Genomic DNA, 26,671 nt, shown 5'->3' on the forward strand with positions numbered 1-26,671 from the left:
TCAGCTCGTGCTGCCTTACATTTTCCAGCAGCTCGACGACAGGCTCGTACGTGATCAGCAAAGCTTGGCGCTGCTACTGACTACGCTCTCACTAACTCTGCTGACCATCGGTTACTTGTCAGTTTCATTTCACGTATCCATGCGCAGAACTTTGAGCCAACTGAACGCAGTCATGGCCGATGTCGCCGCGGGGGACATGACGGTGAGTATCACCTCTGACAGCAGAGATGAACTTGGAGAGGTCAGCCGTGCATTCAATGGCTCAATTGGCAAATTGCATGATTTGATCGAACGCGTCGGCCAGACCGTTACCATGGTGGGAGAGCAAGCCGAAGGGGTCGCGCTCGCATCCAGCCAAAGCAACCAGGCCTTGTTAAGCCAGCGCGAACAACTGGAGCAGATCGCCACGGCGATGAACCAAATGGCCGTTACCGTCCAGGAAGTCGCCAAGGGTGCCGCGCAAGCGGTTGTACACGCCAGTAGCGTCAACGACCACAGCAAACTAGGACAAGCACTGCTTGGCGGTCAGGTCGAAAGTATCCGGGCGCTGGCCACCACTATCGCGCAATCGGTAGGGGTGACCAACAAGCTGGCAAGTGACAGCCGAGTGATCAGCGAAGTGCTCAGCGTCATCCGCGCGATTGCCGAACAAACCAACCTGCTGGCGTTGAACGCGGCAATCGAAGCGGCTCGTGCCGGGGACCAGGGCCGAGGCTTTGCTGTCGTAGCCGATGAAGTGCGAAGCCTCGCGTTACGCACTCGGCAATCTACCGAACAGATCGAGCGCATCATCGATCAACTGCAGGCCGGTGTGGGCGAGGCGGTACTGGTCATGGACAGCAGTAAGACCATGGCTGAACGCACCGTCGCTGAGACCGATAGCATGCAGGCAGCATTTGCCCATATCCTGCAACTGGTGAGCCAAATCGTTGACCAAAGCCAGCACATTTCAATGGCAGCGCAACAACAGGCTAGCGCCGTCATCGATATCGATAACCGCATCGAGCGCATCAATGCATCGAGTGAAATGACATCGATAGCTGCGCAAAGTACCGCTCATGCCAGCCAGCAGCTAAGGCTGCAAGTAACGACCTTGAGAACGCTCACCGACGCATTCCACATCCGATAAGACCACACCTACTGCGACCAATTTCCTGACCGTAGCGACGGCTTCATTTTGAATGGAGCCTGAGCTAGCCGCTCAGCACTTAAAAAAAAAAACCGGCCGAAGCCGGTTCGAAGAGGTAACCAGAGGGGTACTACGATGTACGCGTATTGCTTTTGTTGCCCTTACCGAACGCCACGACCCGCCATTGCTTCAGGGGTGAAGACATTAGCCGGGTGGCTGGCCACCGGTTTGTAATAGGATTTAGGATCGCCGAAGTTAGCGACGACGGTGTAACCACCTCGTGCCAGATCGTAGCCTGTCAAGCCAGAAACGAAGTCGACCACGCCTATGCCCGAAACGTAATTGGCGCCGAAGCAGGAGAACAGCACACGGAAGATCTTGCCCGCCTGGTCATAGCCTTCACTGGCGACGATCGACCAGGAATCTTCGTCCAGGTAGTAATAACGTTTGGAAGCGGCATGGCGCATGCCGTTCTTGAGCGTGGCTTCAACGACCCATACACGGTGCAGCTCCCAGCGCCCGACATCAGGATTGGCATGTTTTTTACCAATGATCTTGTCGATCGGCGCCAACGCGGTCTTATAAGCGTTGTAGGGAACAATCATTTCCTTCTTACCGACAAGCTTGTAATCGAAGCGGTCCATACGCCCGTTGAACATGTTCGCTTCGTCGAAGTACAGCACGCCGCCCAAGGGTGTCACAGGTGTATCGTACGAGAACTCCGGCGCCAATCTGACTCGACGCTGTCCGGTCGAGTAACTCCAGCTACGCTGGTCCTTCTGGTCATACCGGAGCGGGTACCAGAGCAAGATCTTGTTGCCTGAGTCGCGCGCAGGGGAAAGCGTACTGGTCAATGTGCGATAGTAATAATCGCCCCCGCTCGTCCAGAAAGGTGAGTCGGTGGACACATTGAACACTTGTGGCGTTGCCAGATTGCCGGCGGAGTCGACCACCAGGTTGGTTCCTCGACCCTCGAACCCGCCAGGGTTTCGCTCCCTGAGCAGATGGTTCCACATCGCCTCGTAGCCGGATTTAGGAATCGGAAATGGCACGCCACCCACGCATCCCGCAAGCCCCACACCATCGGCGACAGTCTTGCATTCGGGGTCAGTGGCATTCTTGATGCTAGTGGCGGCCCGCTCCGCGGACATTTGGGGATAGGTACGATGGCTCTGGTAAACGTCGACTCGGAAAGTGTCCGGCCAGCGACGAATCAGCTCCTGCGTCCCCGCAGTCAACTTGTCTGCGTACTGTGCAACGTTCTTCGAGTCAATCGAGTAAAGCGGTTTCTCATCCGCAAACGGATCGATCCATTTGCCGGAGCCCTCCACATAACCCGCTGGGGGCTTGGTCATACCGCCGGTGTAAGCTGGAATCGAACCATCCGCATTACCCGCTTTTTCGGCCCCCCACGGCAGCAAAGAGGTGCCCAGTTTGCCCGCTTCTTGTGGCGACACCGTTGCAGCATGCGACGAGAGGGCAAAACACGACAGTAAGGTAAGCGACAACGCCGTTTTTTTGTTCATTTGATCTACTACCTTTCAGCTGTAAATGCTTCAGAAACTGGTTTTGACAGTCAGCCCGAGCCGGCCACGGTCCGTGGTTTGCCAGGCACCATTGCCGTAATACGAATTACCGTTGCGAGAGATTCTTGCTGTCGAATCGGCGTAGGTAAGCGCCACAGTCCACTGGTTGCGGATGTTGAATTCGGTTCCGATGGAATAGGTCCCAGCGCCTTGGTTGGTCCCCCCAAAATCTGCAGTATTACCTTTCAAACCACCTTGGTAGGTGACCGGAACCGTCAGGTCCACACCTGGAAATACTTGCGACCACTGTGGAGCGAAGCGAATCCCGATACCAATCGCGTCATCAGTGGCACAACCGGACCATTTGCCAAGTGGGCAATTGGCGGTGTCCTCACCGTAGAACAACTCCTTGTTCTTAGTGACTTTGATCAAGTGGTCGTAGGTCAATTCAGCCGAAACAGTGCCCGCATCCCACAAGGCATTTTGCGTGAGCCCATACAGCGTGTTGAGCACAACGTGGTAGGTGTCGCCTCGCGCCCCTTCATCGGCGAGAGAGAAGCCAACCGTATTCAGACCAGCATTCTTGCGGTATGCCAACTCGGCCCCAACAGCAAACACACCTAAGGTTGCATCAAGGCTCAAACCAACCAGTTTGGTCTTCTCCGGGAAGACCGCCCGGTACTCCAGAGGGTTTTCCGGATTGCGCAGTAGCCACAAACCATTCTTCTCATCGAACTCGCGGTAGTACAGACCTACCGTCGTAGCGTTCCAGTCGATGAAGTTGTACTTAGCATTAACACCCCAGTTGCCCCGTTTGCTGTCGGGCTCGACAGTGTTGCCGCGTATGAATGGCAGGCCTGCTCCTGTGCGGTCCGGACCTTCCAAGGTGAAGTCGGAGCCCGCCAGGAAGGTGCCACCTTCGGGAGAGCGGACATGATCCCAATCAAGAAAGTACTGGGCTGCCACCGACAGGCTGTCAGTAACCTGCATTGTGGCTGAGACCTGATTGAGTGGCAGGAACAGTTCGCGTACTTCGGTACCAGGAATCGCTGCGCCTTTGCGGCCATCGACGGGAGACTGGCTGTACGCGATGCCCGACTGAGTGAATATCGAGTTGCCCCAGAACACCACATGCTGCCCCGCCTTCATCGACAGCGGCATGGTGCCGACATCGAAGTTGCCGTAGACGAATGCGTCGAGGATCTCACCTGAAGGACCACGGTAATAGCGCTTGGTGGTAGAGGAGTACTTGTTGTTGTCGTACGAGGAAGGCAGGCCTCGCAGCGACGGATTTTGCTCCACATCGGTATCGCTATATGCCTGGTCCACCCACCCTGCTGCAGATACCCGGAAACCGTGGGTGTTGCGCCAGCCAACCTCCAGCTCGCTCAGGATGTCGAGGCGGTTCGAAGTGATGTCGCCCCGGTCGAATTTGTAATCCCCATCATCATAGGCCGGGTTACCAGCAATGCGGCTATCGCGGCCCTCCAAACGTGTCTGGAGGTTGTAGCGGAACGTATTGTCCCAGCGAACCGACCAGTCTGGGCTGCCCGTCTCGATCTCCATCGCCGAAGAGCTGCCGGCGAAGGACATGGAGGCGCAGAGGGTCGCTAATGCAAGGCTGAGCTTTTGTTGGCACGCGGTCGTTTTCATGTCGTCTCGTTCTTGTTGTACAAACATGGGAGGTCGCCACCTAGGTAACTTGGTTAACATAGTTACAACAGATCGATTGCCCACGACAAGCGTTTTTTTCAGCAGATGGTGAGCTATCGAAAGGTTTGGGCAAGGCCCTTGCGTAGATGCGAGCGCATGCGTATGCTCGCCAACATAGATAACTTAGTTACCTAGCAATCTGCTTCAGCAGGCTTTCTCGCTCGGCTTGCGGACCCAAGAGCTCGCACATTTCGGTGTGCAGCACGAAATCGCCCCCCTTCCACGAATAGGGGGGGCGATTTCAATTCACGGTCTTGAAGCGCGACTTGGATCGACGGTACTTGCCGAACGGAAGGCTGGAACCTAGGATAGTTAGATAACCAGGTTATCTTGGTTTGATATTGCTTGAGTATGCGCAGCACAAAAACAAAAAGAGGGTTGCCTCATGCGTACACAATTGATGATCGTCGTTTGCCTCGTGCAACTGCTCGGTTGCGCGGAGAGCCATGGGCCAGCGAAACCAGGCCAAGCCCTCACGAGCTATCAGGGTTGCCAGTACCAGGCGTCACCCGATTGCGCCCGCCCTTCCCATCTTTCCCTGGGTGAGGTGTTTCGTTGAGTCCGACAAACCACTGTTTGCAGTTCCTGCGCCGTATGCGTTACGCCGGGGTATTGGTCACTGCGCTCTGCACTTGTCAGCTGACTTTTGCTGCCCCTGCACCAGAGGATTACGAAGCTCAAGCGAACCAGGCGCGCTTGCTCGTTACAAAGGCCGTGGAAATTTATCGCAAGGAGGGCGATCTCGTACTAGCTCAGATAAGTCGTCAAGGTGGGTTCACCACCGCTGAGAGCTATGTGTACGTCATCAGTACACAAGGTGTAATGCTGGCGAGCGGAGGCCCTTCGGCGGTGTACATTGGCAGGAACATCAGGCCCATGCTTGATGACCAGCTGCGATCAGCCCTTGACCAGGCACTAGCCGAACCTGAGACCGCCGCACCTCAAAGCCGGGATTACCGCTGGATGAACTGGAAAGATGGTAAACGTGAGCCCAAAAGGGTTCTCTTCCAGCGGGTAGGCGACAAGGTATTTGCGGCAGGCTACTTCATGCCCCGATCTTCCGAACAGGATGCTCAGCGACTTCTGAATGACGCGGTAGGCAGATTGCAAGCGGAGCGAACGCAGAGCATCGAGCGTATCAACAAGCTGGATCCATTTTTCAACCGTGATGACCTGTATGTCTTCGTGATCGACGAAAAAACCAGGCGTTTCGTGGCGCACGGGGCACTCGCCCGCCTGGTTGGCAGCGATGTATCGGTCCTTAGAGCTGCGGACGGCGAGTTGATCGGCGAGAAGATCATCAATGCTCTGAAAGATCGTGAGCAGGGCGAGGTTAGCTATGTATGGCGCAACCCTGTAACAGGGGCGAAAGAAATCAAACACACGTTGCTCCGGCGTCAAGGCCAATTGCTCATCGCGGTTGGCTACTACACGGTGGCTCCCACTGCCCGTTAATCACTAGGAAAACTCAATCGATGCCAACCGATACGACAGGGTTCGGACAGCTGGTCGCAGACGTCGCTCGCTCGATGCGACAAGGATTCGAACAGAACCTGAAACACCAGCGGCTGACCGTGACCCAGACCCGCGCACTTCTGTGCATTTCGAATAACCCCGGCTGCAGGCAAGTCGACCTGGCCCGCATGCTTGGATTCAAGGCGTCCTCACTGGGCAACATGCTTGACCAATTGGAGCACGCAGGATTGGTTCGACGAGAACCAACTCCCTCTGATCGACGGGCATTCCGGCTTTACCTCGAAGACCATGCCGATGAAGAGCTGACCCTGATCGCCTCGGCCTCAGAGAAAATACGCAATGCGGCTTTGTTCAACCTTTCCCCGGCGCAGACAGACAGCCTGATGATCGCGCTGCAACAGATCCAAGCTAACCTCGAAAACCTGCCGGCCCGCTGACAGCAGGCCACCCACAGGACAGATCCCATGCACGAACAGCACCCACCCTATAGCCCGGAAGCTCGCGAGCTCAGACCCTCTCGAATTCGAATTCCGTATCTGCAGAAATTGAAACAACAAGGCAGAAAGTGGGTCATGCTGACCTCGTACGATATGTATACCGCGGCAATCTTCGAAGAGGCGGGAATTCCTGTCCTCCTCGTCGGCGACTCTGCCTCGAACAATGTCTTCGGCAACCAAACCACGCTTGATGTGACGGTGGACGAGTTGTTGCCATTGGTCCGAGCGGTGTCCAAGTCTACTCAATCTGCCTTGGTCATTGCGGACCTACCGTTCGGCTCTTACCAAGCCTCCCCAGAACAGTGCTTCCAGACCGCGGTCCGTTTTTTCAAGGAAGCTGGAGCCCACGCGGTAAAACTCGAAGGCGGGCTTGAAATGGTTCCTCAAGTAGAGAAACTCACCCGCTCGGGTATCCCGGTCATGGCACACATCGGATTCACGCCCCAAATGGAGCATCAATTGGGCGGCTACCGTGTTCAGGGCCGCGGAGCAGATGCCAAGCGCTTGATCGCAGAAGCCAAGGCCCTCGAAACGGCAGGCGCCTTTGCAATCCTGATGGAGATGATACCGGAGGAAGTAGGCCGGCTCATTACCGAATCGGTCAAGGTTCCAACTGTCGGAATTGGTGCTGGTCGCCACTGCGATGCGCAAGTCTTGGTTTGGCAGGACATGGCGGGACTACGCTCAGGCCAGTTGCCTCGATTTGCCAAACAATATTGCGATATACGCTCGATGCTTCTTCAGGCTGCCCAGGCTTTCGCACAGGAGGTTGATAACCACGACTTTCCCACCATGGGGCATTCTTTTTAGAGCCTGGTACCGTGGCATGCCTGGCTACACTCGCCAGGCAAGATCCTCTTCAGCGTTCAATGGACTCACTCTTAAAATCACGGGCAGCAACCAAGGCTTGTAAGGTCAACCGCGTCTGCTCGAGCAACACCTCTCGAACAGCCTGCATGCGCGGCTTATCGATATGCTCCCAACCGAGTGCACTCATGACCTGTTGCCGCAATACCCTGAAAACCAATCCTTGGCTATTGAGCGCAAAAGTACGTATCTGCGTGCGTTCGTCATCAGCAGGTAAGCCAGTCAGGCGTCCCATGATGCATGCAGTGACACTGCGAATGGGCGCATGTAAACGCTGATTCATGATTTCACGAGTGTCGGGTGTTCCCAATTCAGATTGCTCCCGCCCCATGAACTGACGCCAAGCCGTTGCCTCGGAGCTGTCATGAATCAACGTGATGAACCCGCTCAATAAACCGAGATACGCCTCGATCAATGCTTCGTCCGAACTGTGCGAATCCGCCAGAACACGCTCCGCGATCAGGAGCTGATCATCGAGCTGCTCCCGTACCCGGTCGACGATGTGCTCGACACAGGCGCGGTATACCCCTTCCTTGTTGCCGAAGTAGTACTGCAATGCTGGTGCATTAGCCCCCGCCTCCAGGGCGATGTCACGGGTTGAAGCACCGCTGTAGCCTTTGTCTGCAAAAAGTTTCATCGCACTGTTGATCAACCGCGCGCGTGTTTCCTCACCGCGCTGGTAGCCACCCTCTGCTGTTGGTTTATGTCGAGCCATGCGCATGTCCTAACTGCCTTAATGGCGAATTTATATCAGTTGACATATTTTGTCACACGACTCATTTTATTCCGACTGGAATAAATCCGAGCAGACCCATGACCGCCGTACAACCCCCTCAAACTGACCTATCGCAGATGAACCAACGAAGAGCCCCTATCCGCGCGCTGATAGGCGTTGGAGCTGCCGGACTTGCCGCATGCCTTGTTTGGGGAGCCTATTGGTACTTGCACGGTCGCTACATCGAAAGTACCGACGATGCCTACCTGCAGGCCGATAGCGTCACCGTGGCCCCCAAGGTTGCCGGGTATGTGGCGGAGGTATTGGTCCGCGACAATCAGCATGTACAAGCAGGCCAGCCGCTGGCCCGCCTGGTGACGGACAACTATCGTGCGGCCCGCGACAAGTCCTCCGCCATTGTCGCGGCACGCGAAGCCGATGAAGCTCGCGCCCAAGCTGAACTGGAACAACAGAAAGCCACCATCGCCCAGAACCGCGCAGAGCTGGCGGGCGCCGAAAACGACCTGAAACATGCCCGCCTGCAAGTGGAGCGTTACACACCATTGGCTCGTTCTGGCGCTGAGACTGAGGAGCGCCTGGCAGACCTCGTGAATGAGCGGGCCCGCGCTATTTCAACCTTGGCTGCCAAGCAGGCGGCACTGAACTCGAGTGAAGCGCGTACCGCGACACTCAAGGCACAAGCACAGCAAGCACACGCACAAACTGCCGAAGCCAAGGCAGACGCCAGACAATCCGAAATCGATCTGCAAGACACGGTACTGCGCAGTCCTGTCACAGGGAACGTGGCGGACCGCAGTGTGCGTGTTGGGCAGTACACGCAGCCAGGTACACGGCTGATGACGATCGTGCCTCTGCAATCCATCTACCTAGAGGCTAATTTCAAGGAGACACAGATCGGTGCCATGCAGCCTGGCCAGCAGGTCACGGTACGCATCGATGCACTCTCCGGGAGCAAGTTCACCGGCCACATCGACAGCTTTTCACCCGGCACCGGCGCGCAGTTCGCCCTGCTCCCGCCGTCCAATGCCACAGGTAACTTCACCAAGATCGTTCAACGCGTGCCAGTACGAATCACACTGAATGTGCCTGATGCTATGCGCCAAACCCTACGCCCCGGGCTGTCGGCGGTAGTCGACGTCGATACTCGCTCCTCTGCCAAGGGCTACCATGACTGAGTCGGCATATGTTCGGCCTGAAGCATCTCGACCACGCGATGCCTCACTCAGTGACTGGATCGCCGTCATCGGCGGCGCACTGGGAGCACTGCTGGCCACTTTGGATATCTCCATCACCAACTCCGCTCTCCCTCAGATACAGGGGCAGATAGGTGCAACCGGCACCGAAGGCACGTGGATCAGTACGGGCTACTTAATGGCCGAAATCGTCATGATCCCGCTAGCGGCTTGGCTTACCCGGGTGATGGGGCTGCGTCGGTTCCTCATCGTCATGGCTGCGCTGTTTACCCTCTTCTCGATCTACTGCGGGCTTTCCAGCAGCTTGCAAGAGATGATTATTGGTCGCATCGGTCAAGGTTTCGCTGGCGGAGCAATGATCCCTACGGCACAGACAATTGTGCGCAGCCGCTTGCCAAACCATCAACTGGCCATCGGCATGAGCCTGTTCGGGTTGACTATTCTGCTGGGACCATTGTTGGGGCCGGTGCTGGGTGGGTGGCTCACGGAAAATTCCAGTTGGCGCTGGTGTTTCTTCCTGAACATTCCGATCAGCGCAGTGCTTGTAACGTTGCTCTGGTCTGGCCTTAAACCTGAAAAGGCCAACCTTCAGGCGCTGTTCAAAGCCGACTGGGCAGGAATCGCTGGCCTGACATTGGGTCTCAGTTCGTTGACCGTGCTCCTGGAAGAAGGTCAGAGAGAGCATTGGTTCGAATCGTCAATGATCCAATGGCTGGCGATCGGGATTCTGGTGGGCTTTGCACTGATCGCTATTGGTCAATGCAAGGCGCGACAGCCAGTGATCCGCCTGCGCTTGCTAGCCAATCCCCGCTATGCCAGCGTGATCTTGATCGTTGCTGTCATAGGCGCTGGCTTGTATGGCGTTTCATATCTGCTCCCACAATTTCTCGGCAACGTATCAGGTTACAACGCCCAGCAAGCCGGATCCATCATGCTGCTTTCTGGCATCCCCGCGTTTCTCCTCATGCCGGTGCTGCCAAGGCTACTGGGGCGCTTTCCAACTGCCTTGCTGGTCAGCCTAGGTTTGCTGCTTTTTTCCGTCAGCTGTCTGCTCGATATTTACCTCACGGCAGACAGCGTCGGCCACGACTTTTATGCCTCACAGATCCTTCGTGGCTTCGCCCAAGTACTGGCAATGATGCCACTTAACCAAGCTTCCATGTCGGCCGTGCCACCGGAGGAAGCAGGCGATGCCGCAGGGCTGTACAACATGGCAAGAAACCTTGGCGGTTCGGTCGGTCTTGCTCTGCTCGGTGTATTGGTGGATCGCCGTGAACACGCTCACGACGCAGTGTTGCGTGAGTCGATCAGCGCTAACAGCACGCTCGGCCAGGAACACATGGCCCAGAGCACTTCGATGTTCCTATCCCAGGGCGGTGACTTTGCCCTCGCGCAGTTGCAAGCCATGCAGCAGCTTGCCGATACCATCGCTCGCGAGGCTTTGGTGATGACCTATGCCGATTGCTTCTTCGTTCTGGCATTCGCTTTGGCTGCCACGATTCCACTGGCGCTTTTACTCAAGGCGCAGCCCCAAGGTAAGAGATCCTGATAATGCGATACCCGGTTATTACTACACTGGCGCTTGCTATCCTTTCCGGCTGCACGGTCGGTCCTGATTATTCCGGGCCACCTCAATCGCTGACGACTGCGAATGCAAATGCTCGCCTGCCTCATGATCAAAACCCTGCCAGTCATCAACCCGCCGTGGCGCAGTGGTGGCTGGACTTGCACGATGCAGAGTTAAACTGGTTGGTGACAACGGCACTCGCAAACAGCCCCGATATCGCTCAGGCACAAGCAAAGCTCAAGCAGTCACGAGCGGGACTACGCGAACAACAAGCCTCGGCTTATCCGAGCGCGTCCACCAATGCAACGATGATACGCATGCGCTCCCCGGATCTGTCCCAGTTTACGGGTGGAGATACCGGGGGTGGCAGAGCCCCCCTGAGCCTGTACCTGGTGAACTTCGATGCCAGCTGGGAAGCAGACCTGTTCGGTGGAACGCGTCGTGCCATCGAAGCCGCCCATGCCACTGCTCAAGCCACCGCAGCTGAGCTCGCTGATACCCAGGTACAACTGGTTGCGGAGGTCGTGCAGAATTATGTCGACTTGCGTGACCGCCAAGCACGACTGGCGTTGGTAGAGGAGACGGTTACTGCCGATCAGCAGATCGTAGATCTTACCTTTGAACGCCGTAATCAGGGCGTGACCAGTGAACTACAAGTGGAGCAAGTGTTAACTCAAGCCGATAGTACACGTGCTAAACGCTTGCCGCTGCAGGCCCAGATCATCGAATCCCTTGACCAACTTGCACTGCTATGCGGCCTTGAGCCTGGTACCCTAGATGACCAATTGACATCCCGAGCTTCAATGCCACTGATGCCCGAGCACGTGCCAATCACCAACCCCACTCAACTGCTCATGTCCAGGCCGGACATCCGCATCGCCGAGCGCGAACTTGCCTCAGCAACCGCGCAAATCGGTGAGAAGAAGGCCGATTGGTTCCCCAAACTAAGCTTGTTGGGTGACTTAGGGTTCAGCGCCGGTGATCCCGGGCATCTTGCGCGTAAGAGTAATGGCACCTGGTTGTTGATACCGCGATTGACCTGGAACGCACTGGACTTTGGGCGTACCAAAGCAGCAATTGAGCAAGCCGAAAGTGGACGTGATCTGGCACAGGCGAAATACCGAAAAACGGTGTTGAATGCCCTGCGAGATGCAGACTCGTCCCTGGCGCGTTACGGCTACCAACGCCAGCATGTTGCGATGTTGATCGATATCCAGCGCTCCGCCGAGCGCGCAGCTGAGCTGACCCAGCAGCGCTACAGGTCTGGCACTGCCAATACCCTGGATTGGCTCGATGCCGAACGTACGAGGTTCAATGCCCAGCAGGAGCGGATATCAGGTGAAGGGCAGTTGCTCAAGGACTTTGCTGCGCTGCACAAAGCTTTGGGGCTGGGTTGGCAACAGTGAACCACATGACCCCATCTAAGTAATGCGAGCAGACAATTGGCGGCCAACGTAATTCCCAAGGCCTCCACATTGAGAATGCCGCTGCAAACAGTCTGTCCAATATGGCAGTGTCTGCTGTAACGTCAGAATCTGTCGCATCTAGCGTGTATGCGTCGAACGAATCGGTTTTGACACTGTCCCCTTCATTGGATCCAAAGCGATCCTATTGATATCAGGCTCGCTAGACAGAGGCACAGATCACGCAGCCCCCGCCAGCGATTCCAGGACGAACGCAGCAGGAGGCTGTGTGCCATGATTTCGATCAGAAGCTCTTACCATCCTATCGACGCCGCGATTCTGTGGTGTGACCTTGCCGACCACGAGGACGAGATTCTCCGGGTCGACCTCTCCTACCCCGGCAGTCTGCTCAAGCATTTTCCGCAGTGGCCGATCCTGCACCTGTATGCTGAATGCATCTACGACGCGATTGCCAGCGGTGAGCTACCCGCGACCTGCCTGGGCCGACCGATCAATGCTGACAACCGGGTAAGCCGAGAGTACTGGTCCATTCAACGGGCTGATCTACTGGTCTGGTTCGCACGTAACTACCCCAACGAGAAGCCTGCTTTCTTGTTCTCGCAGAGTCTCGAGCATTTGAGCTGCGTCAGTCTCAATGCTCATTTGGTGCAGGAAGCAGAGCTCGCTGCGGCTCAGCGCACCATCGACAAGCTGCGCAACGAGCTTGCAGCACGGGTTGAAGAGGTGACAACGCTCACCGCGTGTAACAACGAGCTGATGGCGCGACTTGAGGCCCTGGGCATTCCCACCGAAGCCTCCGAAAGCACGCACAACATGCTCGTGGGCACCATGCTGGAAGTGACCTTGGGTAAATCCAAAGACGGCCGTGTGCAATCGGCCTACAAGTCCCAGAGCGCTTTGGTCGACGAGATTCTCCGCCGTTTTCCTGGTCTGCCTGGCCTGAGCAAAAGTACCCTTGATCGGCGATTTGCCGACGCTCGCCGTCATCTAGCCCAGGTAAAACGGGGCTGACACCGCATTGTCAGGCGATGCTTGGCATCGCCTGACAATGTTTTTCCTCCCGCATCGACCTTCACTGACTGTCACATCCCACTGCGCACCACATGGTGCTACGGAGTGACATCATGCAACCGATCAGCCCTGCCCCGCTGCCTGCCGACCGCCACATCATGCGCCGCGATGAGGTGGAACAGAAAACCGGATTCAAACGTTCGCACATCTACAACCTGATGAAAGCCGGGCTGTTCCCACAATGCCGGCGCATTGGTACCCGCGCCGTCGGTTGGGACTCGCTGGAAATCGAGCAGTGGGTCCAAGATCGACTCTCGGTCAGGGAGTAGCGTCATGGACGTCCTCTCGCTGATCTCGACCAAGGGCGGCGCAGGCAAAACCACCGTGGCCGCGAACCTAGGCGGTGTGCTCGCCGATGCGGGCCTTCGCGTCCTGCTGCTGGATCTGGACAGCCAACCGACGCTGTCCAGCTACTACGCCTTGCGCGAGTCCCGTGAGGCCGGCAGCTACGAACTTATCGCGCAACGACTCACGGCACCTGAACAGATGATTTCCGCCACCGTCATCCCGCACCTGGATCTTATCGTGTCCAACGACCGCGCCGGGCACATCAGCACCCTGCTGCTGCACGCGGCCGACGGCCGCCTGCGCCTGCGCAACCTGCTGTCGGCTTTCGAGGATCACTACGATGTGCTGATCATCGACACCCAAGGCGCACGTAGCGTCGTCGTGGAGATGGTTATCCTCGCGTCCGATTGCGCCCTGTGCCCGGTCCCGCCAGAAATGCTCGCCGCACGTGAGCTGCGGCGGGGCACGCTGGGACTTTTTGAAGAGCTGGAACCCTACCGCTACTTGGGTGTTGCCTTGCCGTCGGTGAAGCTGCTACTCAACCAGGTCAACGCCAATCGCCGTGACACCCGCCTGATCATGCAGAGCCTACAGGCGTCTTTCTACGCCGATTCCCATGTCAGCGTCTGTAGCACGGTGATTCCCGACCGTGTGGCCTACACCAATGCCGCCTCGCTGGGACTGCCCGTGCATCGCGTAGAGCCTGTCCCACCCTCTGGCAGCCGCGGTCCTTGCGGTGCGGCGGTGATGCGCGCGCTCGCCATCGAGTTGTTCCCACAGTGGGCGGAGCGACTTGTCGATTCGTGCTCCCATGCGCCCGGCCAACCCTTAGTGGCCGACCGTCCAGTCAGTCGTCGCGGCTGATGGGAGGGTCTGTGATGAAGCCGCCGTCTTCCGAAGACATCACGCGTCAATTGCAGCAGGCGCATTTTCCGCAGAAACAGGGCCGCAACATCGTGCCCGTGCCAGTCGAGGACACACCGTTGGTGGTCAATCTCGAGCAATTGCGCCCGTACGAACTCAACCCACGGGTAGTCCGCAACCCGCTGTATGACGAGATCAAAGCCTCAATCCGCGAACGCGGCCTGGACCAGCCTCCCGCGATTACACGCCGCCCGGGTGAGCCGTACTTCATCATCCGCAACGGCGGCAATACGCGCTTGAGCATCCTCGGCGAACTCTGGCAGGAAACCCGCGAGGAGCGATTCTTTCACATCCACTGCCTGTTCCGCCCTTGGCAGTCCGAGTCGCATACCTTGATCGGCCACTTGGCCGAAAGTGATCTGCATGGCCAGCTCACCTTCATCGAGCGAGCGCTCGCGGTGGCGAAACTCAAGGACATGTTGCAGGAGCCAGATGTCCTGCTCAGTCAACGTGAGCTATCCACACGCTTGAGCAAAGGCGGCTATCCGATTTCACAATCGCACATCAGCCGCATGTTCGACACACTCGAGCACCTGCTTCCGGTGATCCCGCAGGTGTTGTATGCCGGCCTTGGCAAACCCACCATCGTCCGGATCATCAACCTGCGGCGCCGAGCGGAGTCGATCTGGAACCAGTATTTTGGGGACGTCCAACACTTCGCGCTGCTGTGGTTCGAAGTGCTGTCGGCGTTCGACAGTGATAAGCCCGAGCTGAACTGGGGTGAACTGCAGGACGAGCTGATTGCCCGGATGGCGGTGCCGTTGAAGCAGACACCCCGCCTGCTCGCGCTGGAAATGCATCAGGAACCGCGTCGCTCAACGCCGACCTCGGATACGACTCAGCCTCTCCCGCAAGGCTCACAGGGCGAGGCCGCCTCCCCGCCACCTGCCATCGAAGAGGAAGCAGAAACGGCTCATCAATTGCCCACGCCTGAGCCGATGACTAATGCAAGCAACATCTCGGCAGCCGAGGCACCACGCCTCCCCAACATCCGCGAGGCGCTGAGTGAAGACGAACCGCTTGCTGCGAGGCTGCCAAACGCCCTTGAGGTCCATGAGCGCTCCCTGGGTTCCGCTTCACCTCGCGCATCGCTACAGGATGACATCAATGCCTTGCGTGAGCGTTGTGCCGCCCTAGCGACGGACCTAGCGGCATATGCCGATGCCAGTGCCATGGTCAAACCGCACGCAGAGGGCTTGGGTTTCACTTTGGCTATTGAGCATGACCAGCAGCTGAGTCCGCGACACACCGGCATTCAGCTGTTGCTTTCGGCCCTGCTGCGCTTGCAGGACGACGTGACCTGGCAACAACGTCAGCAGCTGCCGGCAGCGCTATTTGGCCAACTACTGATTGGCGCCTACGACCTGCCCTTCCCCGAGCGCCCTGCCCTGACCGTAGGCCTCGAGCGACTACCCGATGCCCAGCTGGAGCAGCTGTACACCCTGATCCGCCACGCCCGGCAGTTGATCGAATTGACACTGTCGTCCACGCGATAAGTGAGGAGCCGCCTCATGAGTACGACCTTCAATCTGTTGAATCATGCGATGTTGAATCAGGTGCTGCATGAGCTGCGCCATGGCCGCCTGCAGCGCTGCAAAACGCTGGGCCTGGCCGACGAAGACATCGAGGTGCTGCAATCGCTGCCTCCAACCACCCTGTCCCACCTGGCGCACTCATCGATCGCCTGGGTTGAGGTCAAGGTTGATATCACCGTGCTGCGCCGCCTGATCGTCCAGGCCGAGCGCGACGAGCAGAATGAACGCCTGATCAACCGAGCGCTCAAGCTCGGCGCGAGTTCGACCATCATGTACCGCTGTTTCGGCCTGGACCATTCGGAAACGGCGTTGCGCCGCCGGGTGCTGAAGATCGAAACCCACCGCGGCCGGCCAATCCAGCTCAGTGAAGCCCAGGAGCATGCGGTGTGGAACCGCTGGAGCCAACTGCGGGCGGAAGATCCGCATAACGATCCGCTGGACACCATGATGATGCTGGCCGAGGAACAACACATCAGCCTGACCCTGGTCTGGCAACAGGTCGAACTGTACGGAGGCGCACCATGCTGAGCTTCTACGAAGTCGACTGGCAGGATGTGGTGCGCCAGTGCTACGACGCCCTTCGACGCCGTAATGAGTGCCAAGCATCCCAGGCCCAACAAGCGGTCGCTGCTGCGGAGCCCGCGCTGCGCACGATCTACTACGGCGACAACAATCCCTTGCCGCAAGCACTGCTCCTCGATCGTCGGCTGACCCCGCTGGAGCGCAACACCTGGCAGGTTCTACGCTGGCTGATCACCGAGCGTCAGGTCAAAACACCGCGCTACCAGGACCTGCAGCCCTACCTGGCGACCAGCCCCTGTGGTGCCCAAGCGTCGCGCGAAACCATCGCCCGCGCATTGAACGTCCTGCGTACGACTCGCTGGCTCAGCCTAGTCGACCGTTCACGCGATGCCCAAGGCTGCCTACGCGGTTGCGTCTACGTGCTGCACGGCGCCCCGTTGACGGCAGCCGAGCAGCTTGAGCTGGACAGCGGCTACGCGGATCTGCTGCAACAGAACCTCAGCCATGCCACCAAGGGGGTGCGTGATGTGACGCAACATGTGCTTACCGAAATTCAAGCCGATCCGCAGGTCGCCCAGCGCGACAAGGACCGGCTGCGCTCACTGCCCCCGACACAGCAACACACGCTGCCGCTGATGGCCGAAGACACGCAGGCGGAACATTCCGAACCTGGCCTGCGCCACCCCGTTCGGAATCCTCAGGTCCCGACCACCGATTCCGAACCCTGCGGCAATGCACCGGTTTCGGCTGTGGTTCGGAATGCCGACGCCGGTCGTACAGTACAGAAAGACCAAATCAAAAAATGTACAGTACTGGCGCAGGTGGAATTCGGACGAGCACGGTGGCCTGCGGATTTACCGCTGAACCCGACCGAGCGTCGCATGGCCTCGCAGGCAATGCGCCAACTCGAGCCGGAACAGCAACAAGCGGTGATCAATGAAGCGGCGGTGCGGTGCGCCCGTGGTGAGATCCGAAAACCCGTCGCCTACCTGATGGGCTTGATCAAACGCGCCTGCCAGGGCGAGTTTACGCTGTGGGCGGCCCGCGCCGATGAAGCGACAGGCACAAGCGCACCGTCGCGCACACCGAAAGCCACGCCAGCGGAGATCTCTGGTGAACGACCCAAGCGAGGTGGTCAGCGCACCGCCTCGCCACTCGCGCTCTCTTGCCTGGAGGAGCTGAAGCAACGCTGCCGCGGTTCGCTTGCCCCAACCTAGTATTGGATCTCAATGGATTTGATGCCCATGCCATTGAATCCAAGGAGGTCCACCGCCTGAAATTACGAGCAGACCACCTTCACGTTGATCCGCGCCGGACAGCCCGGATCGGCCCATCGTCGGCGTCATTCCGACGGCGAGGTACTGGCGATGACCGATCACTACCAGCTCAACCTGGGCTCCCTGCGCAGCAGCATCACCCTCACCCTGCACACCCACCATGCGGCACGGCTGTGGCAAGGCCGCATGGGCAGCGAAGGGGTACACTCGATCATGGGCATGCCTGGTTACATCGGCGTCACCAATCTGCTCAAGCACGCCAGCAGCCAGGATGACCCCTTCGCCGACTGGTTCATGCTGCAACTGGAGGACAAGCTGCTGCAGGCCAAGGCCGAACTCCGCGCGCTGACCAAGCAGGTCAGTCGAGTGGAGCGCGCCCTGCCGACCCAAGTCGATATCGGCGATAACCTCAATATCCATCCCGTCACCCTCCCCCTGTTCATCGGCAGCCAGCTTGGCTTTCTCGCGGTCTACCTGCTGACCGACTACGACGCCCTGGTGCGCCGCGTTCTGCTCGCTCACCACACAGCCTTAATCGGCCGCCCCGACATGGAAAACTGGATCGATCGCGGCGCCCACGAGTTGCGCAGCCTGTTCGGTCTGGCCCAGCGCTATCGCCTGGCGGGGGTCAGTCGGGATGACATGGCCGCCAACAACGCCCGGGCCCGTGAAGCGATCGACAAGTTCGGCGAACCTCCACGCAAGATCCTCGAAGGCAGCCACCGCTCTCAATTCGCCCCACCCATCACGCGGAGTCAGACCACCTCGAATCCCGATGAGCCGGATCAACCTGCCCTGCCTGAGGCAGAGGCACAACCTACTCCGGAAGTCCTGGGCGAAGGGGGTGAGGAATGACCCTGGCCGAAGCAATTGCCCGGCGGTTGTCAGCAGATGCCTATCGCGCGTTCGCACAAGGTGACTCCCTAAAAGGCCTTTTAAAGCCTTTTAAGGGTAAGGGGGAGCTGCAGCAGTTCGCCGAGACGATCCTGCGTCTGCGCACCCAGGTCGCCGAATTGATGGCGGTGATGCTGGCGATCATGGCGCAGCCCCCCTTCTCGCTGCTGGAGCTGCGATTGGTCGTCCAGCACAGCGCGACGGGCACCGACTTCCTGCGCTGGCGCAGTCCGGACTTTCAGCGCATGGGCGTGCAGGTGTGGCAGGAGGCGGTGGTTCATCCGCATCTGCACCCTGAGCTGCGGCAGGCGTTGTATCAGCTGGAGACCAACCGCGTGGTGCTGAACCTGCAGATGAGCAGCCTGCAGTCGTTGTATCGCCAGGCCGTCTCCGGTGCCAGCAAGCTCGCGGCCGCCGAGCTCGTCCTGACCCGTTTCCCCACCGAGGAGTGACCCGCATGAGTACGTTATTTGTAGGTGAAGGCAACATCGGCAGCGTTCCGGAATTCCAGGAGTTCAACTCCAACCCGGATGAACCGCGGCGCCTGCTGCGGCTGAACGTCTATTTCAACAATCCGGTACCGCGTGAAGGCGGTTACGAAGATCGCGGCGGCTACTGGGCGCCCGTCGAGCTCTGGCACCGCGATGCCGAGCACTGGAGCACGCTGTACCAGAAAGGCATGCGGATCCTGGTCGAGGGTCGCACGGTCAAGGATGAGTGGGAGGACAGCGAGGACAACGCGCGGGTGACCTTCAAGGTCGAAGCCCGGCGCATCGGTATCCTGCCGCATCGCCTGGCCTCGGTCACTATGCGTGAGAAAGCGCAGGACAGTCCCAGCGCCACGCGCAAAGGCGGTGGCAAGAAAGCCCCGCGCAAGGCCGGGTGAGCGTGGAACTCACTGGAATCACCGCGCCCTGCGCGATACAGCAGGGGTTGCGCACCTTAGCCGGCGGGCAGTATTGCCATTCGGCACGCTAACCATCTCGCCGGGCGTTCCCGCGCTGTCCGCTTTCTAGCAACTGCTTCACCTCCGTCAGGCACTGATCCAGGGCAAGGAATGCCCGCCAGTGCGCCGGACTCTCCTGAACCCAGGCAATCAACTGAGCACGTGCCTCCGTATTGTCCGGTTCCAGATGGGTAGCCATGAACAGCTCGTAGGCCTTGATCGCTAACTTGTCTGCCTCACTCTGGTGGGATCCGTGCAAGTTCAATCCTCCGTGTGAGCGGGCGGGTCATGCAGTTATTTTTCGTGATACGCCTCATAGGGTTGTCAGTCAACCCTTTGAGACGTTCATATCCTTGGGTGGGTAGTCAACCATATGGGTCGAATTGGAGAGCGCCCCGTTGCCCGTCAAAGAGCCTAGCCCACATCACATTGGCCGCCAGTTGGCGAAGTACCGTCGCGACCGCGGCTTGACCCAGGATCAGGTCGGCGAGCACCTGCGCATTTCCGGCGAAGCCGTCTCGCGCCTGGAGCGTGGACTGGTAGAGCTGTCCGTGACGAAGCTGCTCCAGTTGGCAGACCTGTATGGCTGCCCCGTCGATGAGCTGCTGCTGGCCATCAGTCCTCGCCCCCAGGACCAGGGTCAGCAGATTACCGCGATCATCAAGGAGCTGGGCGACGCCGATAAACAGTTCGCCCTCGAGTTTCTGCAAACGCTGGCCACTCATCTGGCGCAACGCAAGTAAGTTTTTTCGCCCTGCTCTGACACGTCGAACCGATACCGCCGGTTTCGGCTTTACCCTGGCGCTTCACAACCACACCCCCACCCTGTCGGTAACCACCGAGAGGGCCCGCATATGCGCCTGTTCATCTGTGAAAAACCATCCCAAGCCCGCGACATCGCCCGGGTGCTGCAGGCCAGCCGGCGCGGCGATGGTTGCTTGCAGGGCCAGAACGTCACCGTCACCTGGTGCGTCGGCCATCTGCTGGAAACCGCGCCCCCTGAAGCCTATGGCGATTACAAACGCTGGTCGCTGGACGACTTGCCAATCATCCCCGCTCACTGGCAGTTGGTGGTCAAGCCCAAGGTCGCCAGCCAGCTGAAGGTGATCGACCAACTGCTGCATAAGTGCGCCGAGGTGGTCATCGCCACCGACGCTGACCGTGAGGGTGAGATGATCGCCCGCGAGATCCTCGAGCGCTGTCAGTACCAGGGGCCGGTTCTGCGCCTGTGGCTATCCGCTCTGGATGAGGCTTCGATCCGCCGCGCCTTGGCGGCCTTGCGCCCGGGCGAACAGACCCTCCCGCTATACCACTGTGCGCTGGCCCGCTCCCGCGCCGACTGGCTGGTGGGCATCAACCTGAGCCGGCTGTTCACCCTGTTGGGCCGCCGCGCCGGCTTTGATGGTGTGCTGCCGGTAGGTCGCGTCCAGACGCCAACCCTGCGCCTGGTGGTCGAACGCGACCGGGCCATCGCGAGCTTCGTGCCGCAACCCTTCTGGAACGTCGACGCCCAGTTGGTGGCAGAAGGCATGAGTTTCAAGGCCCGTTGGCAACCTCCGACTACGGTCTGCGACGATGAGGGCCGCTGCATCGATGAAGCGGCCGCCAGGCAAGTCGCACTGCGCCTGAGCCAACACGGAACGGCCCGCATTGACACCGTTGAGGTGGAGCAGGTCCGTGAAGGCCCGCCACTGCCATTTGACCTCGGCACGCTCCAGGAAGTCTGCTCGGCCAAACTCGGGCTCGGTGCCCAGGAAACGCTGGGAATCGCACAGGCCCTGTACGAAACCCACAAGGCGACGACCTACCCGCGGACCGATTGTGGCTACCTGCCCGAGAGCATGCTCGATGAGGTGCCCCGCATACTCCATGCCTTGGTGGCCGCCACCCCTGCTCTCGGTCAGGTCATCAGAGAGCTGGACCCGTGTCGCCGCTCGCGTGCCTGGAACAGCAGCAAGATCACCGCGCACCACGGCATCATTCCGACCGCCATCACGCTCGACCTCAATCAGCTTTCCGAGCGCGAGCAGGCGGTTTACGCGCTGATCCGCGCCCGCTACCTCGCGCAGTTCCTTCCTGAGCATGAGTACCTGAAAACCCAGGTGCTGCTGCACAGTCAGGCCGACCAGCTACTGGCCCGCGGCAAGCAGATCCTGGTGCGTGGTTGGAAAGCTGTGATCAACGAGCCCCATGGCAATAAGCCTGGCGAGCAAACTCAACGCCTGCCCACACTGCGCGAATCCGCCTTGGTGGCACTGACTGACGCGGCCGCCATTGCCCAGCGCACGCAGCCCCCAAAAGCCTACACCGAGGGCACGCTGGTCAAGGCGATGAAAGCCATCGCCAACCAGGTGGCCGATCAGCGGCTCAAGCAGACGCTCAAGGACAGCTGCGGCCTCGGCACCGAAGCCACCCGCGCGGCCATCATCCAGGGGCTGATCGACCACGGTTATCTGACCAAGAAGAAACGCAGCCTGGCCGCCTCGGCTGCGGCGCACACCTTGATTGAAGCGGTGCCACCGGAAGTAGCCGACCCGGTACTGACGGCGCTATGGGAGCAGGCGCTGGAGCGCATCGAGTCGGGCCAGTTGAGCGTCGAGACCTTTCTTACCAAGCAGGCGCAGTGGCTGACCCGTTTGGTGCGCAGCAACGTCTCGCTCACCCTGCAGCCGCCACCCTCCAAAGGGCCGTTCTGCCCGGTGTGCCGCAGCACCATGCGCCAGCGCAAAGGCCGCACCGGCAGCTTCTGGTCCTGCATCCGCTACCCAGAATGCAGGGGCACCAAGCCGGTAGCCAAAGCCAGGCGCCCAAAGAAGACATGACTTGACGACGCACCGCCGCGCTGGTGTAGTGAATTTGCCCCACGCCACTTGGCGACCCCAGACCGATTCGCTCCGGGCAGCTCGGTCAGACTCGTAGAGTTCGGAGCCACCCTTCACCGCCTCTGCGGATAACTTCTCAGTGTTCCAAGTCACCCAGGTGGATGACCCATGCGGCTTGTGCCAGGCCTCAGGGGTCATCCGCTTCGGCGACGATGCTCAGCTCCGGTGCCCGCCGGCGAAACACTGGGCACCTTTTGTGCGCGGATGCGTGCCAGTTGATTCCGACCCAGGCCACGACAAGGGTCGGTTGATTCAGGTGGATCGACAGCGGAGAGTTTGCGACGAACTCCGGTGTCATTTCGCCGGATCAAAGGTGGTCCACCTCTTCCTAGCCTGATGACCGTCGGGCTATTTTTTCGCCGCTGAGAATCCACCGAAAGCCACCGAATTCCGCCCGCCCAGACCGTCCCAAATCCCTGGTTGACGGAGGGTTGGCTGCGTTTTATAGATGGGCTGCACACCGCTGTCGTTGACAGCACCCAGGCAGCCAGAACCTTCAAGGCTGCGCCCGTTTCGGGTGGTTCTCCCCAAGTGCGACTCGCGCTCGGCAGCTCGCACGGTCACCGACCTGTCGGTGATGAGCGCCCTCTCTACCGATCATGTGTTTGCACCCTCACCCTTGCGGAACTCACCAGCCGCCAGGGTCGGTGGATGTCCGCGTTTCTGCTGAACAGGAGTTCCACCATGACCACTGCAAGCAATAACGCCCCCACTACCTACTTCAACCTGCACACCCAAGGCATCGGTTACCTGAACCGGGTCCGCGAAGTCCCGGTTCGCCGAGGCCAAGCGTTCATGGCCTGTGACATCGCCGCCTTGCACGGTGCCTCGGACGACGTCGAATACACCCGCTTCGACTGCAAGGTCGCCAGCGGGGAAGCCGACCGGCTGATCCGTGAACACCTCGAAGACGTCCGCGCTGAACGCAAGGTCCTCATCGCGTTTCGCATCGGCGACCTCTGGGTGGATCCCTTCCTGTACGAGAAAGGCGAACGCAAGGGGCAACCCGGCGCCAGCCTCAAAGGCCGCCTGATCTTCATCGAGTGGATCAAGGTCGATGGCCAGTTCAGCTACCGTGCGCCCGCCCGCACCGACGCTGCCTCTGACGCGATGGAGCAAGCGGAGGCGGAAGGAGATAAGGCAGACATTGACGGTGACTCCGATCAGCGCCTGCCAACCCCGACCGCCGCCCGTAACTCCACCGCAGCAACTCAATCAGCCTGAGGCAGTTTGACCGCCAACAACAGGCGCTCTTGGGAGCGCCTGTTGTTCATTCACGTCGGAGGTTGCCATGGAAAGCTTCTGGCTCTGCGAAGACTGCCTGCAGGCGGTTGCTTACGACGACTTCAGCGCCTTGTCGCTGTACTACAGCGAGGCCGAAGTCGACCAGCGAATCACGCATATACGTGAGGCAGTGCAAGCGTTACTGCCGCTCAGCGCCGATTTCGATCCGGACACCGGCGTCGGCATCGACCCGTTCTCCACTCACCCCTGCGAAGCCTGCCATTCGCCGTTGCACGGCGCCCGCCATCGCTTCACCCGCCTGTAACCAACTGATCCCACCCACCGGGGCCTTTCCCCGGAGCGCTCCTGCACACGAGGTTTCCCCATGAATACGCCATTGACCCTGGTCGAGCCTCTCGACCCGACCCTGACCCAACGCGCCCACGAAGATGCATTGATCAACGAAGCCCTGCAGCTGCTGGACCAACGCTACTTCCACCGCGGCGAAGTACTGATCACACCTGCCGACGCCGCGTCTTACCTGAAGCTACGGCTAGCGCCCTACCACCACGAGGTGTTTGCCCTGCTGTACCTCGACTCTCGGCACCGTGTGCTGGATTTCGAGGTGTTGTTTTTCGGCAGCATCGACGGTGCCACGGTGTACCCCCGTGAAGTGGTGGTCAAGGCTCTGGCGCACAACGCCGCTGCGGTAATCCTCAGCCACAACCATCCCTCCGGCTGCCCTGAGCCCAGTGGCGCCGACCGCGTGCTGACAACCCAACTGATCGAAGTGTTAGCGCTGGTCGAAGTCCGCGTTCTGGACCACATCATCGTTGGCGAAGGCCAGCCCCTGTCCCTGGCCGAATATGGCTGGATCTAACCCTCTCTCACTCGCCACCGCCTGCATTGGGGTGGCGTTCTCTTTTAATTGGAGCGCCACCATGCTCACCTCAACCCCCAACCCCTTTGCCCGGGGCTTCCATGCGTTCTCCTGCGAGCGCGTGGTCCAGATCCACTACGACGACCAGTGCCCGCCCTGCTACCGCCCCCTGCACACCGCCCAATTGGACTTGGACGACGATCACATCAACTGCCAGGCATGCGTGTTCGATGACGACTGCGCCGTCATCACGGAAGGCCAGGATGTCTCTGGCTTTCTTCGCATGCAGTTGCCCTCAGACGGCGTGGTCACCACCGTGCTGTACCAGGTCACGGCCGAGCGGCCGAGCGGCACGGCACACCTCGGCGACCTTCCCAGCCTGGAAGCGGCGGAGCACCTGATGCAGCAGCTGTCCTTCGCCACCGGCCACTACAGCCGCAGCTGGGAGATCAGCTCATCCCACCTACCGGCCAGCGAGTATGCCTACCTTGAGCAGCTTGCCCGCTGCGAACGACCGGCCGGCTACTTTGAGTGCTTCCAGTTGGTCAGCAACCGCTCCGTCGGCTGCAAGCTGTACTCGACCCCCTGGCAACGCAGCGGCCAAGTGGAGGACCTTGGTTGCGCAGCGGCGGACGTCTGCACTCGCCTGTTGGACGAACAGGTACCGCCGGTGTTGATGACCCTGTTGCTGCTGGCCGGCCAAGCCGACACGCGCTTCCTAGTATTTGATCCAGATGCAGCTCTGCTGGCAGGACTCCCGGTGTTTACCGACGATTGATCCAAGGCGCCCTACAGGGCGCCTTTTTATCCATTGCACGCAATAACCCGGTCGGGCAATTTCGGTTTTTCAATGGGTGCAGCTCACGCGCGTTGCCAAGGTGTCGGCAACTTCTGTCGAGACTTGCTCATGCACACGCCCGCACTTCCTTACCTTGTCCTGATGCTCGCGCTGGCGGGCTGCAACACGTCGCCTGCCATCACCCCACTGACGGCGCCAGCCAAAGCCGTCCCGGCTCCGGCCACCCCGTCCAAGCCGTTGTCAGAGTCACCAGCGTGGGTCCGCCAGGACCGCTACACCCTGGTCAGCACGCGACCGACGCGGGAGCAACGCCAGCCATTGTTTCAACTCATCAACGTGCAGATATCACCGGCACTGCACGCAACGGTCGGTGATGCCCTGCGCCATGTGCTGCAGCGTTCTGGCTATTCACTCTGCGCCAACCGCGCCGAGGTCACGACCTTGTTCAGTCGCCCCCTGCCAGCCGTGCAACACCAACTTGGGCCGATGGCGCTGTTGGACGCCTTGACCATTTTGGGTGGCCCCGCCTGGCGGCTCGTGATCGATCCGGTCGAACGCAGCGTGTGCTACGCGCTTCGCGTCCCGGTGCCCGCTCCACCTCACCCGCCTCTGGAGATCGCGCCATGAAGGTCCATCACTTTCAGGCCCTAGTGCTCGGGGCCCTGTGCCTCGGCGCCGCCGTACTGGCCGCCGTGACCTACAACCACCAGCAACAACTGACCGGACTCCTGACCGCCGCCAACAATGCTCCAGCTGATCCAGTACCGGGGCTGCGTAGAGATCTCGATGCATTCGGCGCCACCCTCGCGGCACTCCCTTCGCAAGTGAAAGTACTGGGTGAGCACCAGCGCCAGCAGGACGCGACCTCCGCGACGCTGAGCAAAAAAGTGGATGAGGTGAGCGCTTCGCTCAAGGCCAATGGAGCGGTACCGCCGGGTCCGACCAAGGCGGAGCTGGACGAGTTGGAGCAGCGATTGGGCAACGCCGAAACTACTATCCACACCCTCGAGGCTCGACCGGCTGCGCCATCCGCACAGACCCAGCCTGCCGTCCCCGCCAAACAGACCGCCAAAGCAGAACCCCCGACGCCGCCATTCACCTTGTTGGGTGTCGAGACCCGGGGCGACGTCCGGTTTGTCTCGGCCCTACCGGCCGGCGCGCATGCCCTGTCGACCGTCCACCTGCTGCAGCCCGGTGACAGCCTGAACGACTGGCAGCTCAAGGCCATTCGCGGAAACCAGGCCGTGTTCCAGGTGCCTGGCCTCGGCGAACGCTCGCTGTCCCTACCATAACGAGGTGAG

At 59.6% G+C, this 26,671-nt stretch carries 27 protein-coding genes and 1 pseudogene; 25 read left to right on the forward strand and 3 right to left on the reverse strand.

Translation table 11 applies throughout. From position 1 onward, the window contains the following. Positions 1–139: 139 nt before the first annotated feature. Both ACKLLE_RS03415 and ACKLLE_RS03420 read left to right on the forward strand, forming a co-directional pair. Positions 140–268, forward strand: a pseudogene (locus tag ACKLLE_RS03415) (HAMP domain-containing protein); the annotation flags it as partial. Between the two features lie 153 nt (positions 269–421). Further along, entirely contained in the window at positions 422–1,129 is a 708-nt protein-coding gene (locus ACKLLE_RS03420; protein ID WP_420057060.1) for a methyl-accepting chemotaxis protein, read from the forward strand. A gap of 161 nt (positions 1,130–1,290) precedes the next feature. Here the strand turns inward: ACKLLE_RS03420 and ACKLLE_RS03425 are convergent, their stop codons facing one another. Together ACKLLE_RS03425 and ACKLLE_RS03430 are read right to left on the reverse strand one after the other, a co-directional pair. Then, a complete protein-coding gene (locus ACKLLE_RS03425) occupies positions 1,291–2,655 on the reverse strand; it encodes a DUF1329 domain-containing protein (protein WP_420056841.1) in 1,365 nt (454 codons plus the stop codon). A 30-nt stretch (positions 2,656–2,685) separates the two neighbouring features. After that, positions 2,686–4,308 carry a DUF1302 domain-containing protein gene (locus tag ACKLLE_RS03430; RefSeq protein ID WP_420056842.1) on the reverse strand — a complete coding sequence of 541 codons (1,623 nt, stop codon included), beginning with the start codon at positions 4,306–4,308 and terminating at the stop codon, positions 2,686–2,688. A gap of 615 nt (positions 4,309–4,923) precedes the next feature. Here ACKLLE_RS03430 and ACKLLE_RS03435 point away from each other — a divergent pair. From ACKLLE_RS03435 to panB, 3 genes are read left to right on the forward strand one after another with little or no spacing between them, the layout of a single operon-like run. After that, positions 4,924–5,823, forward strand: a complete 900-nt coding sequence (locus tag ACKLLE_RS03435; protein ID WP_420056843.1) for a cache domain-containing protein — start codon at positions 4,924–4,926, stop codon at positions 5,821–5,823. Between the two features lie 20 nt (positions 5,824–5,843). Further along, positions 5,844–6,281 (forward strand): MarR family winged helix-turn-helix transcriptional regulator, encoded by a 438-nt coding sequence (locus ACKLLE_RS03440; protein WP_420056844.1) that lies wholly within the window; start codon positions 5,844–5,846, stop codon positions 6,279–6,281. Between the two features lie 27 nt (positions 6,282–6,308). After that, complete coding sequence (gene panB, locus ACKLLE_RS03445; protein WP_420056845.1) at positions 6,309–7,151, forward strand: 3-methyl-2-oxobutanoate hydroxymethyltransferase; 843 nt, start codon at positions 6,309–6,311, stop codon at positions 7,149–7,151. A 49-nt stretch (positions 7,152–7,200) separates the two neighbouring features. Here panB and ACKLLE_RS03450 read toward each other — a convergent pair whose 3' ends face one another. Continuing rightward, positions 7,201–7,923, reverse strand: coding sequence for a CerR family C-terminal domain-containing protein (locus ACKLLE_RS03450; RefSeq protein ID WP_420056846.1), 723 nt, complete (start codon positions 7,921–7,923; stop codon positions 7,201–7,203). A 98-nt stretch (positions 7,924–8,021) separates the two neighbouring features. Between ACKLLE_RS03450 and ACKLLE_RS03455 the strand changes: the two genes are divergently transcribed. From ACKLLE_RS03455 to ACKLLE_RS03550, 20 genes are all read left to right on the forward strand, one after another. Continuing rightward, the gene (locus tag ACKLLE_RS03455) at positions 8,022–9,119 is read left to right on the forward strand and encodes an HlyD family secretion protein (RefSeq protein ID WP_420056847.1); all 1,098 of its coding nucleotides are present in this window, start codon (positions 8,022–8,024) and stop codon (positions 9,117–9,119) included. After that, positions 9,112–10,686, forward strand: coding sequence for a DHA2 family efflux MFS transporter permease subunit (locus tag ACKLLE_RS03460; RefSeq protein ID WP_420056848.1), 1,575 nt, complete (start codon positions 9,112–9,114; stop codon positions 10,684–10,686). The genes ACKLLE_RS03455 and ACKLLE_RS03460 overlap by 8 nt, the downstream gene beginning before the upstream one ends. A gap of 2 nt (positions 10,687–10,688) precedes the next feature. Continuing rightward, positions 10,689–12,110: an efflux transporter outer membrane subunit gene (locus ACKLLE_RS03465; RefSeq protein ID WP_420056849.1), complete on the forward strand. Its 1,422-nt coding sequence runs from the start codon at positions 10,689–10,691 to the stop codon at positions 12,108–12,110. Positions 12,111–12,401: 291 nt separating this feature from the next. Further along, a complete protein-coding gene (locus ACKLLE_RS03470; protein WP_420056850.1) occupies positions 12,402–13,139 on the forward strand; it encodes a hypothetical protein in 738 nt (245 codons plus the stop codon). A gap of 113 nt (positions 13,140–13,252) precedes the next feature. Then, positions 13,253–13,468 (forward strand): AlpA family transcriptional regulator, encoded by a 216-nt coding sequence (locus ACKLLE_RS03475; RefSeq protein ID WP_226033902.1) that lies wholly within the window; start codon positions 13,253–13,255, stop codon positions 13,466–13,468. 4 nt (positions 13,469–13,472) lie between these two features. After that, positions 13,473–14,351, forward strand: coding sequence for a ParA family protein (locus ACKLLE_RS03480; protein WP_420056851.1), 879 nt, complete (start codon positions 13,473–13,475; stop codon positions 14,349–14,351). 14 nt (positions 14,352–14,365) lie between these two features. After that, the gene (locus tag ACKLLE_RS03485; RefSeq protein WP_420056852.1) at positions 14,366–15,907 is read left to right on the forward strand and encodes a ParB family protein; all 1,542 of its coding nucleotides are present in this window, start codon (positions 14,366–14,368) and stop codon (positions 15,905–15,907) included. 15 nt (positions 15,908–15,922) lie between these two features. After that, the gene (locus tag ACKLLE_RS03490) at positions 15,923–16,474 is read left to right on the forward strand and encodes a DUF2857 domain-containing protein (RefSeq protein ID WP_420056853.1); all 552 of its coding nucleotides are present in this window, start codon (positions 15,923–15,925) and stop codon (positions 16,472–16,474) included. Continuing rightward, positions 16,468–17,685, forward strand: a complete 1,218-nt coding sequence (locus ACKLLE_RS03495; protein WP_420056854.1) for an STY4528 family pathogenicity island replication protein — start codon at positions 16,468–16,470, stop codon at positions 17,683–17,685. The genes ACKLLE_RS03490 and ACKLLE_RS03495 overlap by 7 nt, the downstream gene beginning before the upstream one ends. 150 nt (positions 17,686–17,835) lie before the next feature. Then, positions 17,836–18,600, forward strand: a complete 765-nt coding sequence (locus ACKLLE_RS03500; protein WP_420056855.1) for a PFL_4669 family integrating conjugative element protein — start codon at positions 17,836–17,838, stop codon at positions 18,598–18,600. After that, the gene (locus ACKLLE_RS03505) at positions 18,597–19,091 is read left to right on the forward strand and encodes a DUF3158 family protein (protein WP_420056856.1); all 495 of its coding nucleotides are present in this window, start codon (positions 18,597–18,599) and stop codon (positions 19,089–19,091) included. The genes ACKLLE_RS03500 and ACKLLE_RS03505 overlap by 4 nt, the downstream gene beginning before the upstream one ends. Before the next feature lie 5 nt (positions 19,092–19,096). After that, complete coding sequence (locus tag ACKLLE_RS03510) at positions 19,097–19,525, forward strand: single-stranded DNA-binding protein (protein WP_420056857.1); 429 nt, start codon at positions 19,097–19,099, stop codon at positions 19,523–19,525. 458 nt (positions 19,526–19,983) lie between these two features. After that, positions 19,984–20,328: a helix-turn-helix domain-containing protein gene (locus ACKLLE_RS03515; protein ID WP_102885549.1), complete on the forward strand. Its 345-nt coding sequence runs from the start codon at positions 19,984–19,986 to the stop codon at positions 20,326–20,328. A gap of 111 nt (positions 20,329–20,439) precedes the next feature. After that, complete coding sequence (locus tag ACKLLE_RS03520) at positions 20,440–22,407, forward strand: DNA topoisomerase III (protein ID WP_420056858.1); 1,968 nt, start codon at positions 20,440–20,442, stop codon at positions 22,405–22,407. Between the two features lie 744 nt (positions 22,408–23,151). Beyond that, entirely contained in the window at positions 23,152–23,691 is a 540-nt protein-coding gene (locus ACKLLE_RS03525; protein WP_420056859.1) for an STY4534 family ICE replication protein, read from the forward strand. Positions 23,692–23,758: 67 nt separating this feature from the next. Beyond that, entirely contained in the window at positions 23,759–24,016 is a 258-nt protein-coding gene (locus tag ACKLLE_RS03530; protein ID WP_420056860.1) for a hypothetical protein, read from the forward strand. A gap of 60 nt (positions 24,017–24,076) precedes the next feature. Further along, positions 24,077–24,571, forward strand: a complete 495-nt coding sequence (locus ACKLLE_RS03535; protein WP_420056861.1) for a JAB domain-containing protein — start codon at positions 24,077–24,079, stop codon at positions 24,569–24,571. 61 nt (positions 24,572–24,632) lie between these two features. Continuing rightward, the gene (locus ACKLLE_RS03540; protein ID WP_420056862.1) at positions 24,633–25,349 is read left to right on the forward strand and encodes a DUF5983 family protein; all 717 of its coding nucleotides are present in this window, start codon (positions 24,633–24,635) and stop codon (positions 25,347–25,349) included. 129 nt (positions 25,350–25,478) lie between these two features. Further along, the gene (pilL2, locus tag ACKLLE_RS03545) at positions 25,479–25,997 is read left to right on the forward strand and encodes a PFGI-1 class ICE element type IV pilus protein PilL2 (protein ID WP_420056863.1); all 519 of its coding nucleotides are present in this window, start codon (positions 25,479–25,481) and stop codon (positions 25,995–25,997) included. Then, the gene (locus tag ACKLLE_RS03550) at positions 25,994–26,662 is read left to right on the forward strand and encodes a hypothetical protein (protein WP_420056864.1); all 669 of its coding nucleotides are present in this window, start codon (positions 25,994–25,996) and stop codon (positions 26,660–26,662) included. The genes pilL2 and ACKLLE_RS03550 overlap by 4 nt, the downstream gene beginning before the upstream one ends. The last annotated feature ends 9 nt before the right edge of the window (positions 26,663–26,671 follow it).

The sequence above is a fragment of the Pseudomonas bharatica genome (assembly GCF_048586865.1).
Classification (GTDB): domain Bacteria; phylum Pseudomonadota; class Gammaproteobacteria; order Pseudomonadales; family Pseudomonadaceae; genus Aquipseudomonas; species Aquipseudomonas bharatica.